Origin of the sequence: Roseobacter sp. EG26, from assembly GCF_049830555.1 — a bacterium.
Taxonomy (GTDB): domain Bacteria; phylum Pseudomonadota; class Alphaproteobacteria; order Rhodobacterales; family Rhodobacteraceae; genus Roseobacter.
In genome coordinates, this window is the sequence record NZ_JBNBLH010000013.1 from 17708 (window position 1) to 30819 (window position 13112).

Genomic DNA, 13112 nt, shown 5'->3' on the forward strand with positions numbered 1-13112 from the left:
CTTTCAGTGCAGTGGGTTGGGACGTGGGCGGCATCTTCGAAAGCGCGGCAGCCCGGCAGCTTGACGAAAGTGCGAGCGGGACAGGTGGCCGCTGGTGATCGCCAGTCCGAGAAAAATGAGCAGAAGCGCGGCAATGAAGGCCAATGAGAGCTCTTCTCTGAAGGCGATCGCGCCGAAGGTGATACCAGACAGGGTTGCAAAATAGCCTACCTGAGAGAAGCCGACACCATCCGTTCGCCTTTGGACTTCGAAGGTCAGCGCATAGCTGATTGCGGTGATCAGACCGATCCCGGTGATTGCGGCGAAGACCATTGGCTTAAGCGCTGCGATTTCTGCCAGGCGACCTGACACCAGAAGCGTGGCACCGATCAGAGCCAATTGGAGAAAAAGCGTCCCGGCGGCCAGCGCCATTGGGTCTGCACCCGCCGGGTAAACGCGACTGCGGAACACGTTTCCCGAGGCAAGAACAAACGGTCCGCTTAATGCAAGCAAGATCCAAGTTGGCTCAATCGCGGAAGTGTCCAAGCCGCGCAGTGTGGCAAGGCTGATACCGGCGAACCCGATCAGAAGTCCCAGAAGTCGATGAAGTGGGAGCATCCGGCGTTCCACCATGGCTGTGATCGCGAAGGTGAACATGGGTGAAAGTGTCACCAGTGCCGAATAGAAACCGGTCGTGATGTGCTCCAGCACGACGTATCCGATCAGCGCAGGCAGGCTGACCCCAAGCAGCCCTGCTCCGAGGTAGTAGCCGATGTAACGCGGCGCGGTGGGTGGAGTGATGCGCGTGGCGAAAAGCAGGCCAAGCAAGGCGGCGCTGGCGACAGCCACTTGCCAGAATAGCGCAAGAAATGCAGGGACATCTGACATCGCCACATACTTCGATAAGGTGAAGCTGACCCCGACGAGCAGCCCGATGGCAATGATCAGGGCGGAGGGCGAGGCGGATCGGACGAACCCAAGCATCATGCGACTCCTTTCATGGGAGCTACAAGCGCATAAAGAGACATCGGGCCAATTGGGATGATCCCGGTTGGATTGATATGTCGGTGGCTCCTGAAATAGTGTTCACGGATATGGGGCAGGTCGATGGTTTCTACGATCTCGGGGCGCGCTGCCAGTTCGGCGACGTAACGAGAGAGTGCCGGGTAATCAGCAATGCGCGCCCGGTCGATTTTAAAGTGAGTCACATAGACAGGATCGAACCGCAACAATGTCGGGAATAGCTTCAGATCGACCTCAGTCAGACGATCACCCGCGAGGTATCGTCGATCCCGAAGCAGGTCCTCAAGAATGTCCAAGGTGTCATAGATTTTCGTGACCGCATCGCAGTAAGCTGTCTGACTGGTGGCGAAGCCCGCGCGATAGACACCATTGCGAATAGGGTTCTGGATTAGGTCGGCAAGCCGGTCGATTTCTTGGCGGAGGTCCTTGGGCAAGAGATCGGGCCCTGCGGCATCCGAAAACGCATGTCCCAGCATGCGCATGATATCAGCGGACTCGGTGCTGACGATCCCGCCGCTTTTGCGGTCAAGTAACACCGGCACCGTGATCGCGCCCGTGTAGTCGGGCGCGGCACGCTGATAGACCTCGTAGAGGTATCGGTTACGCGGCACGCCATGCGCCGGATCGAAAGCCTTCTGGTCGATGACCCAGCCGCTTTCCGACATGACAGGGTCCATCCATGTGATGCTGATCATGTCCCGCAATCCTTTGATCGACAGAACGAGGTCGACGCCGTGACACCATGGACAGGCCTTGGACAGGTAGAGATGATAGCGGTTGGGCTCGGCGGGAAATTCCGCGTCCCCGTGGGTTTGGATCCAGCCGCGAAACCTGCTGGGCAACCGTTCGAAGCGTCCGTCGGTTTGTGCGGGTTTGTCGCGCAATATCCCGTTGATCAGCATTTTGGTCATCATTCTCTCCGGTTATTACCGTTCTGAATGCGATGTAGATGGTTTCCTAAAGATCGATAATCAGCTAATTTAGATACATTGGGGTGAGAAAAAGTTTACCTAAGGAGTCGCTATTGACTGAAATTGGTGCCATTCCCGTATTCGTGGCAGTGACTGAGAATGGGAGCTTTGCTGCGGCTGCGCGACGCTTGGGCATCACAAAATCCGCAGTCAGCAAACGCATTGGTACGCTTGAAGCCCGGCTGGGTGCGCAGCTTTTCCACCGTTCGACGCGCAGCATTTCCCTGACCGAAGCCGGAGAGCTTTATCTTGCACATGCCGTACAAGCGCTCGGATCGGCTCAAGAGGCCGAGGATGCGGTCACCGCACTCCAGGGTGATCCCGTCGGACATCTGAAACTCAGCGCACCGATGTCATTCGGACAACTGCATGTGGCCCCGGCGGTGCCCGAGTTCTTGCGCCTCAATCCCGGTATCAGCCTCGAATTGTCGATGGATGACCGGTTTGTCGATCTGGTGGACTCTGGCATGGACCTGGCTCTGCGAGCGGGAACCCTCCCCGACTCTGCGTTGATCGCGCGCAAACTCGCGCCCATCCACAGCGTGATCGTCGCTTCTCCCGATTACCTGGATCGGGCGGGTGAGCCTCTGCATCCACAGGACCTGACCCGCCACGACTGTCTGCACTATGCCTACTCGCGCGATCCCTTGGAGTGGAAATTCATTGGCGAAGACGGAGAGTTTGCTGTGAAAACAAAGGGAAGGTTTCGGGTCAATAACAGCCACGCCCTGAGCACGACACTTGTTGCGGGCATGGGGATTGGCCGTTTGCCGACCTTTATTGCGGGATCGTACCTGGCGGCGGGGCGGCTTCGGCATGTGCTGCCCAATTTCGCAATGCCCGAACAAGCGCTCTATGCGGTGTTTCCGGAACGCCGACATATTCCGGTAAAGGTGCGGGCCTTCGTCGAGTTCTTCGCTGATTACGTAGGGCGCGATATACCCTATTGGGACACGGAGGCCGGGATCACTTCGCCCCGCTGACCAGTCCCCGCATGAACATGTCAATCGCTTCTGAGCGCATTGACTTGTGCCGCGCAGCCGAGATGCTGAACAATCCCTTATGCAGAATCATTCCATCAATCAGGCTGGCCAGAACACGGCCGAGCTTCTTGGCGTCTGCGTCTTCCCGGATTTCTCCGACCGCCTGAAGATGTTTGATCTGGCCGGTGTAGTGATTGCCTAACTTGTCAAAGAAAGCCGCGACCTTCGCGCTGAACGTATCGGATGCAAAGCTTGGACCAAAGACCTCAAAGAAGACACGGATGAACTTCGCATGGTCGTCCGGAATGTTCATCGTCTGAGACAACCCATTGGCAAAATCATCGAGCGTTTCCGGTACCTTCTCCCCAAAAAACCTGTCTTCCATGCCCTTGAAGTGTCGTTCTACCATCGAGATCGCGATGGATTCCTTGTTCTTGAAGTAGAGATAAAGAGTCCCTTTACCCAGACCCGCAGCCTCCGCCACGTCGGCGATCGTTGCGGCATGATATCCCTTCTTTGCATAGACTTGCATGGCGGCATCGAGGATCCCGTGCTGCATCTCTTCGCGGTCAACGACCTTTGGCATTTCCCTACCTCAATTATCAGTTTTTCAGGTTCTGGCATATTTTTGACTGGACGACCAGTCATAATAGATGTACATGACTGACCATCCAGTCATAATAGATTCGAAGACGCCACATGGAACTCGTAGTTGAAAGAGATACGAAGCAAGCCTCACTGCGCGGCTTCAAACGAGCCTGCCCCCGTTGCGGTAAAGGGCCGATGTTCAACGGCTATCTTGCCGTTTCCAGGGAATGAGACTCTTGCGGGCTGGACCTGACACCACAACGTGCAGATGACGGACCAGCCTATCTGACGATCTTGATTGTCGGTCATCTTCTCATTCCGTTTCTTGTTCCTGCTTACACAGCCTGGAATTTGCATCCGGCACTCATGGCGACGATGTTTTCGGTTCTCGCTGTCGTGCTTTCTCTGATCCTCCTGCCGCGCCTGAAGGGCGCACTCATTGGCTTTCAATGGGCCAAGCGCATGCATGGATTTTGAATTTATTGACCGAACAGGCAGTCACTTAGGGAGGCGAAATTGGCTTACGATGATCAACCAAACCAGGCCATCCCGCTGAACAAGATCTCTTCGGGCCCTTTCGGCCCAATGGACCCGCTTGTCGAAAACGGAGCAACATCCGTCGAGCGGCTGATGGGCTATGGGTGAGCAGGTGTCCCTACCGCCCTGCTCCGACATCAAACCAGCAGTTTCAAGGAGACTTCACAATGACGAAACGCGTCTATGTGCTCAACGGCCATCCGGGCGAGGCATCGCTCTCCCGCAGCCTTTCGATCGCCTATGCTGAAGCCGCCCAAAAGGCAGGTCATGAGGTACGTCTCACACATCTGCGCGACCTCGCTTTTGACAGTGATTTCGGCAATGGCGGCTATCAATCTACTAAGCCCTTGGAGCCTGTGCTCGATCTGGTTCTGGCAACGCCGATGTGGTGGGGCGGCATACCAGCCAAGCTCAAGGGTCTCTTTGACCGCATTTTGCTGCCCGGACGCACATTCGACACACGCAAGAAAAGCTTTGGTCTGCCGTCCCCCATGCTCAGTGGACGTACGGCTCGGGTAATCCTCACTTCAGATACCAAGAGCTGGCTGCTTCGGTTTGTCTATCACAATGCCATTCTGAACCAGCTTCGGTGCCAGATCTTCAGCTTTGTCGGCATCAAACCCACGCGCTTCACCCAGTTTTTGGAAGCAAGTCATCCAAACGAAAGCACGGTCGCAAGGTGGCTGTCAGACGTGCGCCAGCTTGGGCGCAAGGCTGCATAGCGTGCAGCGTGTTTTGAAAGGAGAAACAGATGAAAACCAACAGCGTTCTTGTTGCGGGTGCCACCGGGTATCTCGGTCGCCATATCGTGAAGCAATACATGTCCATGGGCTGGAACGTTCGGGCGCTGGTGCGCAAGTCCGAGGCTGCGCGCGCCTCCGGGCTTATCGCAACAGAGCTCTTTGAAGGCGAGGCCACCAACCCTTCGACCCTTTGCGGAGCAATGGACGGCGTTGATCTGGTGATCTCAGCGCTCGGGATCACACGTCAGCGCGATGGCCTCACTTATTGGGATGTCGATTATCAGGCCAATGCCAACCTCCTGGCTGATGCATTGGCCGCCAATGTTGAGCGGTTCGCCTATGTGCACGTCCTTAACGCGCACAAGATGCAAAATGTCCCATTAGTTGCGGCAAAGCAGGCCTTTGTGGATCGTCTGCAAGCGGCACCCATCCAGTCAACTGTGATCGCGCCATCGGGGTTCTTCTCGGACATGGGGGATTTTCTGAACATGGCTGCAGCGGGCCGCGTGTATCTTTTTGGGTCCGGTCATCTCAAGCTCAACCCAATTGATGGCGCGGATCTGGCAGAGGCGATCGCAGGAGCGATCAGGGACGAGCGGGATTACGTTCCTGTAGGCGGGCCGGAAGTCTTGACGCAAGACGAATTGGCAGAAGTCGCTTTCGAAGCGATCGGCAAACCGGCGAAGATTGTTCACCTTCCGGATGTCTTGCGCCGCGCTACGCTCAAGATCCTGCCTTTTGTTACACCTTCCACGGCACATGGCCCTGCTCTCTTTTTCCTTTCGGCCTTGGGCATGAACATGGTCGGCGAAGCGTATGGCCAAAAGCGCGTATCAGATCACTTTGCCGAGTTGAGAACCCCAACCTCCGAAAGAGCGGTTTCCGATTCGATGACGTCGCCCGCCGCGGACAGCTTGTCGTGAAAGCGCTGACGTATCAGCGCTATGGGCCACCTGATGTTGTTCAAGTGGCTGACGTCCCGCGCCCGGTTCCGTCGACCAATGAAATCTTGATCCGCGTCCACGCAAGCGCCGTGAACACCAGCGACTGGCGCGTCCGCGCAGCGGCATTCCCCGGCATCACTGCACTTCCGGCCCGTCTGATGTTCGGGCTTTGCCAACCGCGCAATCAACGCCTTGGAAGCGAGTTCGCCGGGGTGGTTGCGGAGGTGGGTTCCGATGTTACCAATTTCGTTCCGGGACAGCGCGTCTTCGGCATCACCTCCAATGGGGGCGCGTCCGCGGAATATCTCACTGTATCTGCGATGTCGGCTGTTGCCGAAATCCCCGACGCACTCTCTTTTCCCGAGGCCGCAGCGCTCCCCTTCGGTGGTCTCGCGGCATTGGTCTTTCTTGAAAGATTTGCACAATTGCAACCAAACCACAGGCTTCTCATCATCGGTGCCTCCGGGGGTGTCGGCAGCTATGCCGCACAAATCGGGAAGGCGCTTGGTGCGCATGTCACCGGCGTGTCTGGGTCCGCCAGCCAGGATTTTGTTCGGACCCTCGGAGCCGATGCCACCGTGAACTACGAGGCAATTGACCTGCGAGAGATCAAAGACAGGTTTGATGTCATTCTCGATACCGTCGGTAGTGTATCCCCGCGACTGTCGCGCCGCCTCTTGCGACCGGGTGGTGTGTTCCTACCTCTCAATATCGGGCTGCGCGAGATTGCGGCAGCCCTTCTCAATCCGATTCGAAACCGGAAGATCCGCCTCGCGATCAATCCCAATAGAGCAAGTGACCTGAAGAGGTTGGCGCAACTCATACGCGCCGGTAACGTTAAACCCGCAATCGATTCAGTTTATGGTATGAACGACGCGGCTGCAGCTCATGTACATGCAGAAGGTCGGCACCGGAAAGGTTCACTGGTTTTAAGAATTGTCGAAGCGCAGCTTTCTTGAAACAGTACTCTACTCACAAGAGTGGGCTTCCATTTGAGCATGACGTAGGGCAGCTAAATCCTCCCCTAAACTTTCAAGCCCTGCGTACAGAAAGGTCAGAAATCTAGAAGCGGCCAATCGTGCCGAAAACGCATGATGCCGCAGTAATGAACGTCCGCATCGGGGTTTTCAATAGTACGCTTGTCAAGTGAGAAGCCTATCTCGCCTCAAAATTCTTTAGGAAAATCTTAAGTAAAGAATCGAGTTTCTCGCGATCTTTCTCAGACAATCCCGATACCAAACTTGCTTGGGTTTCAACATGTGCAGTGACGGCTTCATCGATGACGCGAAAACCCTCGTCCGTTAAAGAAATGAGAAAACTGCGACGGTCTTCATCACTTTGTTTTCTTTCGACAAGTCTGGCTTTCTCCAGCTGATCTATCCGGTTCGTCATCGTACCGGATGTCACCATGGTGGAGGCGATCAGGTCACTCGGTGACAACGCATAGGGCGGACCAGACCGCCGTAGAGTCGCCAGAACATCGAAGCTCGCCGCGTTCAGGCCATGTTCTGCCCAGGTCTCTCCCATTTCCCGAGAGAGATGGGCCATCACTCGTTTGAAGCGACCGATCAATCCCATCGGCGTGACTTCCAGGTCTGGGCGCTCGGATCGCCATTGGGCGAGAATTCTATCGATATGATCCATGGCCAGACTGTCTGGAAAATTTATCTTGACGTCAAGGTAAAAATATATATCTTGACGTCAAGATAATTCAGGAGGGCGTTATGTCCCGCGGCACAGATCTGATTTTGACGGCATTGGCCCCCGCCATATGGGGCAGCACCTATTTCGTAACCACCGAGTTTTTGCCCGATGGCTACCCGGTCACCATTGCCATGCTGAGGGCGCTGCCCGCCGGCCTCTTGCTTCTTTTAGTTGTCCGCCAGCTGCCAACCCGCGAATGGTGGGGCAAAGTTATGCTGCTCGGCGCCATCAATTTCTCGATCTTCTGGGCGCTGTTATTTGTTGCTGCCTATCGATTGCCCGGCGGGGTTGCCGCAACGGTTGGTGCGGTTCAGCCATTGATTGTCATCTTTCTTTCTTCAGCCCTACTGGGTTCACCCATTCGCGTATTGTCGGTCATCGCTGGTGCCATTGGGATGGCTGGCGTCGCGCTTCTTGTTCTGACGCCTGACGCTTCCCTGGATGTTGTCGGAATAGCCGCAGGCATTGGCGGTGCGGTCTCGATGGCAGCAGGAACTGTACTGAGCCGGAAGTGGAAACCCCCCGTATCCCTGCTCGCGTTCACGGCGTGGCAATTGTCGGCCGGAGGCCTGCTGCTGCTTCCGCTGTCACTTTGGCTGGAACCGCCACTGCCTGCCGTGAGCGCCGAAAATGCGTTGGGGATCGCGTATCTCGGTCTGATTGGGGCTGCGCTGACCTATGTCCTCTGGTTCCGTGGCATCAGTCGGATGGAGCCGTCAGCGATTTCGACACTGGGCTTTCTGAGCCCTGTGACCGCCCTCCTGCTCGGGTGGTGGGCGCTCGATCAACACCTAAACCATCTGCAATTCCTCGGATTTGTCACCGTTCTGGCGGGCATCTGGATCAGCCAGCTTGCCGTTCGCGAACCACGTCTGGCAGCGCCCGCCTGATACCCCTCAAACTGAAAGGAGAAAGATCATGAACATCATCGTATTTGGCGCGAGCGGAGACGTCGGAAGCCGTATCGTCTCTGAAGCCCTGGCAAGAAACCACTCCGTCACGGCCGTAGTGAGAAAAGGGGTGCAAATCGACACCCTGCCTCCTTCGGCGGCCGGTCAGGTTGCGGATGTGACCAACACGGAACGGGTAACTGATCTGATGGCCGGTCACGACTTGGCGATCAGCGCATTGCGCCCGCCGGATGGCCAGGAAAAGATACTGGTGGAACTGACAAAATCCATTCTGGCCGCATCCGCCCAGACTGGCGTTCGAGCGCTGATCGTAGGCGGTGCCGCGAGCCTGAAAGTGCCTGGCTTGGGTGAGCATACAGTATTGACCGCACCAGATTTCCTGCCGGCTGACGTCGTGCCCATCGCAAAGGCATGCCAGGCCCAGTTTGAACTGTTCAGCGCGGAAACTAATGCGGATTGGACCTACTTGTGCCCGCCCGCAATGCTGATGCCCGGTGAGCGCACGGGCCAGTACCGCATCGGCACGGACGCGCTTGTGGTCGATGCTGACGGCAATTCTGCAATCGCGATGGAAGACTTCGCTGTCGCGATGATCGACGAGGCGCAGACCGCCCGGCATCGAAGAGAACGGTTCACCGTGGCGTATTGACCGGAGATTTGAACGAGGAGTCGTAGAGATGGCCTACCAACTGTTTGACGCGAAATTCACAAAAGCTGCACATGTGTCGGCGCCCCAAAAATGCAACGCCCAATTTGCTTCGACACGTGGTTGGCGTGCCGCAGCAAAGATTGGGGCCGGGTACAACCGAGGATGGCTGCTCTTACACTTGATAGTGATCGCTGTGTTGGCGCAAAGCCAAGTGGGCCATGCTCATGTTCGTTGGTTCGTGGATACCGACAATCCCTCGGTTGAAGACTTCCAACCCTTCTCTTTTCATGATTCTGCCGTCCTGATTTGGATCGCAGTGGCACTTTCAATGGTTGGCATCGCGGTATTCCTCGATACGAGATTGCCAACCATTCCGATCGCCAAGAGCAGGGTTCGCCATGACGTGATGGAGTTGATGCGGATCCTGACAGGAATGTCCTTCCTCTTGACAGCCTATGAAGGTGCGCTGATCGCGCCGCACCTCGAGGCCTATGGCACCCTAGGCATCATGTTGGTGTTGTTGCAGGCAGCGATTGGTATTCTGCTGCTCAGCAATCACTTCATCCATCACGCCGCAATCTTGATCATGATCCTGTTTCTCGGAATGATGGTTCAGTTTGGATTTGTGCGGTCATTTGAATATGTAAACGTCATCGGCATTTCACTCTTCTTGTTGTTCAATTCTCTGCCATCAGATCATTGGCGTGAGCGGTTGAAACCCTTCTCGGTAGACGTTCTGCGCATATTCACTGGGGTATCCCTGGTGACGCTCGGAATAACAGAGAAGCTTCATGGCGCGGCCTTTGGGCAATCGTTCATAGCTGATCACCAATGGAATTTCATTCGGCTGTTGGGGTTTGAGACATTCAGCGACCAGCTGTTCGTGCTGTCTGCCGGCGTCATGGAAGTGGTGTTTGGCGTCATCCTGATCCTTGGTGTCGTGACACGCCTCAATATCCTCTCCGTTGCCGGCCTGATGTTGATATCGAACGCCGTGTTCTTGTTCCAAAACCAAAAAGAGGCAGCCCTGACGGAATTGATCGGTCATTTGCCCATCATCGCGACGGCGCTGATCCTGCTGTTGTTGGGATATGGGCAACGTCTCAAGATCACCAATATCTCCCCGAGGAGTGAAATACAGGAGGCTTTGTCATGAGGTTGGAAATGGTACCAATCAAACCCGTGTATGGACTCTATTGGACGGTGGTTTGCGTCCTCGTCGGCGCCGTACTGGCATCGCTGGCGGGGTCGCCAATACCCGAAGATCACTCAACCCACTTCACCCACGACCATTCCGCGGCTCACGGAACGATCGAAGTCGATCCGCGCCTGGCCCCAAGTGTAGAGATTGAAGTTGTTCGCGATGTGATGTCAGGCTGGAACGTCTACCTGGATGTTCAGAATTTCAGATTTGCTCCTGATAGGGTCAATCTTGCCCCTGTTCAGAATGAAGGGCATGCGCATCTATACTTGGATGGTGAAAAACTGACCCGGCTTTACGGAATAGCCTATCACATTGCGGGACTGCCTGAGGGCGAGCATGTCTTCTCGGTAAGTTTGAATGCAAATGACCATTCTGAGTTTACCCTAGGCGGCGTACCGATTTCAGCTTCGGTTACCATCGAGAATTAGAACGTCGCCGAAGTTCGCGGACACAAAGATGCTTCTGCAATGTTCCGGTCTGATTCAGCTAACGGATCAGGCAATTCTCCGGCATGGCATTCTATTGAAGCATTTCCTCAAACTGACCAGGGAGTTATCGCCCCGAAGTCCCGTCGACCGTGAGTTTTTGCGGCCTTTAGTTTCGCTCATGCAGCGAATGACCGGAATGCGGGCCGCGACCGAGGCAATCAAGAAACGGACTGAGTGTCCGGATTGGGCCGCAGATTGTTTTTGATGTGAATTTTAGCCTCAGTTTTCTGGTGGCACGCGGATGCACATGTAGTGCGCATTCTCGAACCTCCAGAGTCGATTCCGTCTCCATATATCAGCGTCGCACTGAGGTGCGAAGCAATGGAAGGCTCAGCCGCTGACAGGTTGAGCCTTCACAGACTGGTATCTGGAAGGAAAACCACAATGCCAAACAAAACACTTGCAATGGCGCTTTCGACGGCTGCCCTTTTCATGGTCGACAGCACGGCTTCTGCCGGTGATCTGGAATTCTTCGATCTTACACACCCGATTCCGACGTTCGAACCATTGGAGGGCGACTTGATGAAACCCGACCTCTCCAAACCCGTGGGAAACAGCCGTCCCATTGCGGGCTTCTACCATCAGGCCGTGCTGTACCCGTTACATGTCTGGCCAACTAACGAAGGACAGTTTGAATCCACTGCCATCCTGATCCAGGAGCATAACGGGACAAGCTTTAACACTCCGAACCACTACATCAACAATGCAAAGAGCTTTGATGTGGGCAGCGACCCGAATGACCAGAGGCGGGCCACAGAAGATCTCATGATTTCCGACCCGACTGGACCTGTCGTGATGATTGATGTGTCCGCACGCGTAGAACGGGAGTTGCGTAAAAACGGCGGGCGGCCCAGCCCGGATACTTCGGTGACAAACTTTTCGGACACGTCCCAGGCGACAGTTAGAGCCTCGGACATTGACGCGGTCGCCGACCAGATAGAGGACGGTGCCTGGATTGTTGCCAATCTCGGGTGGTCTCAATTCTACGGGCTTGGCGGTGAAGACTGGGATGCACCGGGCTATGTCAATGGTCTCAACCATCCCGGTTTCACCGAAGAAGCGCTTGATCGGTTGATCGAGATTATGGACAAGAAAAACGTGCGTATCTCCGGGATCGCAACCGACAGCCTCAGCGGAGATTCCGGTGACGGCGTTCGGGGATCTTCCGACGATTGGTCCGACTCCTGGCCTGCCCATGTGAAGCTGTACCAGCGCGACATTCTGATCGTTGAAAACCTTGCCAATGTCGGAAGCCTTTCTGCTGCATCTACTGCGGGCGACTGCTCTCTGATTGTGGGCGCGCTAAAGCATGTCGGCGGCACGGGCGGTCCTGCGCGCGTCATTGGCGTCTGTACGGGTGAACAGGCTGGATAATACCTTGTGAGGGCGCGCTGACAGACCTCACGCAGAGCTCGTCCCAGTGCGCCGCGGCTCCAATGCTATCGCGTCGGGGTCGCCAAACTTCTCTTCTTTCACAAAGGACACATCGATGACCTCAATCGATCTCGAAGCGTATTTTGATCGCATTGGCTACAGTGGCCACAAACATCCGACGTTGGATACTTTGGCAAAAATCCAATTGCTGCACACCCAGACGATCCCCTTCGAAAACCTGGATCCCTTTCTGCGCTTGCCGGTTCAGTTGGAGATACGCGCGATTGAACGCAAATTGGTGCAGGGGCGCAGGGGAGGCTATTGTTTCGAACACAACATCCTTCTGAAACACATTCTCGAGGTTCTGGGATTCAAAGTGAAGGGATTGGCCGCAAGAGTGCTTTGGCACGCGCCGCCAGACCTCCCAACGCCGAGCACGCATATGCTGTTGCGCGTAGAATTCGGCGGGCAATCCTATATCGTCGATGCGGGGTTCGGCGGACAGGTGCTGACAGCTCCGCTGATGCTTGTCCCCGATATCGTTCAGGAAACGCCGCACGAACCCTTCCGCCTTGAGATGGTCGAAGGTCGCTACGTCCTTCAATCGCAGATCAGCGGAGCCTGGCAGCCGATATACGGTTTCGATCTGTCGGAAAGACTGGGCCCCGACTTTGAAATCCTGAACTACTTTCTGTCGACCTCACCAAAGTCACCCTTCGTAACCGGGCTGATGATCGCCCGCCCCGCCCCCGGACGGCGGTGGACATTGAGCAGCAATGTCTTTCGCGACCGGCAATTCACAAACGGCGATCGAAAGCGCGGGGCAGTGACCTTGGCGGAGCACCGATTGACTGGTGAAATCATCAAACGAGAAATCAACACGCAGGCGGAACTTGTTGAGGCTCTGAGACACACGTTCCTAATTGAGCCGCCACAGCAAATTGAATTGCTGGCGTACATGCAGCACGCGCCGACGCGTTCGACAGGTACACATGATTAGAAACCCAATGAGGT

General features: G+C 55.6%; 15 protein-coding genes and 1 pseudogene. 12 read left to right on the forward strand and 4 right to left on the reverse strand.

Features of this window, described 5'->3' with window-relative positions:
• Positions 1-3: 3 nt before the first annotated feature.
• Together ACOTTU_RS21135 and ACOTTU_RS21140 are read right to left on the reverse strand one after the other, a co-directional pair.
• Positions 4-963 carry a DMT family transporter gene (locus ACOTTU_RS21135; protein WP_425660912.1) on the reverse strand — a complete coding sequence of 320 codons (960 nt, stop codon included), beginning with the start codon at positions 961-963 and terminating at the stop codon, positions 4-6.
• Positions 963-1913: a glutathione S-transferase family protein gene (locus ACOTTU_RS21140; RefSeq protein ID WP_425660914.1), complete on the reverse strand. Its 951-nt coding sequence runs from the start codon at positions 1911-1913 to the stop codon at positions 963-965. Before ACOTTU_RS21140 ends, ACOTTU_RS21135 begins: the two co-directional genes overlap by 1 nt.
• A 113-nt stretch (positions 1914-2026) precedes the next feature.
• On the opposite strand from ACOTTU_RS21140, the gene ACOTTU_RS21145 reads away from it, so the two are divergent.
• Positions 2027-2956 carry a LysR family transcriptional regulator gene (locus ACOTTU_RS21145; protein ID WP_425660916.1) on the forward strand — a complete coding sequence of 310 codons (930 nt, stop codon included), beginning with the start codon at positions 2027-2029 and terminating at the stop codon, positions 2954-2956.
• Here the strand turns inward: ACOTTU_RS21145 and ACOTTU_RS21150 are convergent.
• Positions 2940-3542, reverse strand: a complete 603-nt coding sequence (locus ACOTTU_RS21150; RefSeq protein WP_425660918.1) for a TetR/AcrR family transcriptional regulator — start codon at positions 3540-3542, stop codon at positions 2940-2942. The two genes, ACOTTU_RS21145 and ACOTTU_RS21150, sit on opposite strands and share 17 nt — an antisense overlap.
• Before the next feature lie 113 nt (positions 3543-3655).
• On the opposite strand from ACOTTU_RS21150, the pseudogene ACOTTU_RS21155 reads away from it, so the two are divergent.
• The 5 genes and pseudogenes from ACOTTU_RS21155 (at position 3656) to ACOTTU_RS21175 (ending at position 6727) form a co-directional block, all read left to right on the forward strand.
• Positions 3656-4021, forward strand: a pseudogene (locus ACOTTU_RS21155) (DUF983 domain-containing protein).
• 39 nt (positions 4022-4060) lie between these two features.
• Positions 4061-4189, forward strand: a complete 129-nt coding sequence (locus ACOTTU_RS21160; protein WP_425660920.1) for a hypothetical protein — start codon at positions 4061-4063, stop codon at positions 4187-4189.
• Positions 4190-4248: 59 nt separating this feature from the next.
• Positions 4249-4803, forward strand: coding sequence for an NAD(P)H-dependent oxidoreductase (locus ACOTTU_RS21165; RefSeq protein WP_425660922.1), 555 nt, complete (start codon positions 4249-4251; stop codon positions 4801-4803).
• Positions 4804-4832: 29 nt separating this feature from the next.
• Entirely contained in the window at positions 4833-5747 is a 915-nt protein-coding gene (locus ACOTTU_RS21170) for an SDR family oxidoreductase (protein ID WP_425660924.1), read from the forward strand.
• Positions 5744-6727, forward strand: a complete 984-nt coding sequence (locus ACOTTU_RS21175) for an NAD(P)-dependent alcohol dehydrogenase (protein WP_425660926.1) — start codon at positions 5744-5746, stop codon at positions 6725-6727. The genes ACOTTU_RS21170 and ACOTTU_RS21175 overlap by 4 nt, the downstream gene beginning before the upstream one ends.
• A 196-nt stretch (positions 6728-6923) precedes the next feature.
• Here ACOTTU_RS21175 and ACOTTU_RS21180 read toward each other — a convergent pair whose 3' ends face one another.
• Complete coding sequence (locus tag ACOTTU_RS21180; RefSeq protein WP_425660928.1) at positions 6924-7412, reverse strand: MarR family winged helix-turn-helix transcriptional regulator; 489 nt, start codon at positions 7410-7412, stop codon at positions 6924-6926.
• A gap of 80 nt (positions 7413-7492) precedes the next feature.
• On the opposite strand from ACOTTU_RS21180, the gene ACOTTU_RS21185 reads away from it, so the two are divergent.
• From ACOTTU_RS21185 to ACOTTU_RS21210, 6 genes are all read left to right on the forward strand, one after another.
• Positions 7493-8362: an EamA family transporter gene (locus tag ACOTTU_RS21185; RefSeq protein ID WP_425660930.1), complete on the forward strand. Its 870-nt coding sequence runs from the start codon at positions 7493-7495 to the stop codon at positions 8360-8362.
• Between the two features lie 28 nt (positions 8363-8390).
• Positions 8391-9032, forward strand: a complete 642-nt coding sequence (locus tag ACOTTU_RS21190; RefSeq protein ID WP_425660932.1) for an NAD(P)-dependent oxidoreductase — start codon at positions 8391-8393, stop codon at positions 9030-9032.
• A gap of 28 nt (positions 9033-9060) precedes the next feature.
• Positions 9061-10188 (forward strand): DoxX family membrane protein, encoded by a 1128-nt coding sequence (locus ACOTTU_RS21195; protein WP_425660934.1) that lies wholly within the window; start codon positions 9061-9063, stop codon positions 10186-10188.
• The gene (locus ACOTTU_RS21200) at positions 10185-10664 is read left to right on the forward strand and encodes a hypothetical protein (protein ID WP_425660936.1); all 480 of its coding nucleotides are present in this window, start codon (positions 10185-10187) and stop codon (positions 10662-10664) included. Before ACOTTU_RS21195 ends, ACOTTU_RS21200 begins: the two co-directional genes overlap by 4 nt.
• A gap of 444 nt (positions 10665-11108) precedes the next feature.
• Complete coding sequence (locus ACOTTU_RS21205) at positions 11109-12098, forward strand: cyclase family protein (protein WP_425660938.1); 990 nt, start codon at positions 11109-11111, stop codon at positions 12096-12098.
• A 115-nt stretch (positions 12099-12213) separates the two neighbouring features.
• Positions 12214-13098 carry an arylamine N-acetyltransferase family protein gene (locus ACOTTU_RS21210; protein ID WP_425660940.1) on the forward strand — a complete coding sequence of 295 codons (885 nt, stop codon included), beginning with the start codon at positions 12214-12216 and terminating at the stop codon, positions 13096-13098.
• The last annotated feature ends 14 nt before the right edge of the window (positions 13099-13112 follow it).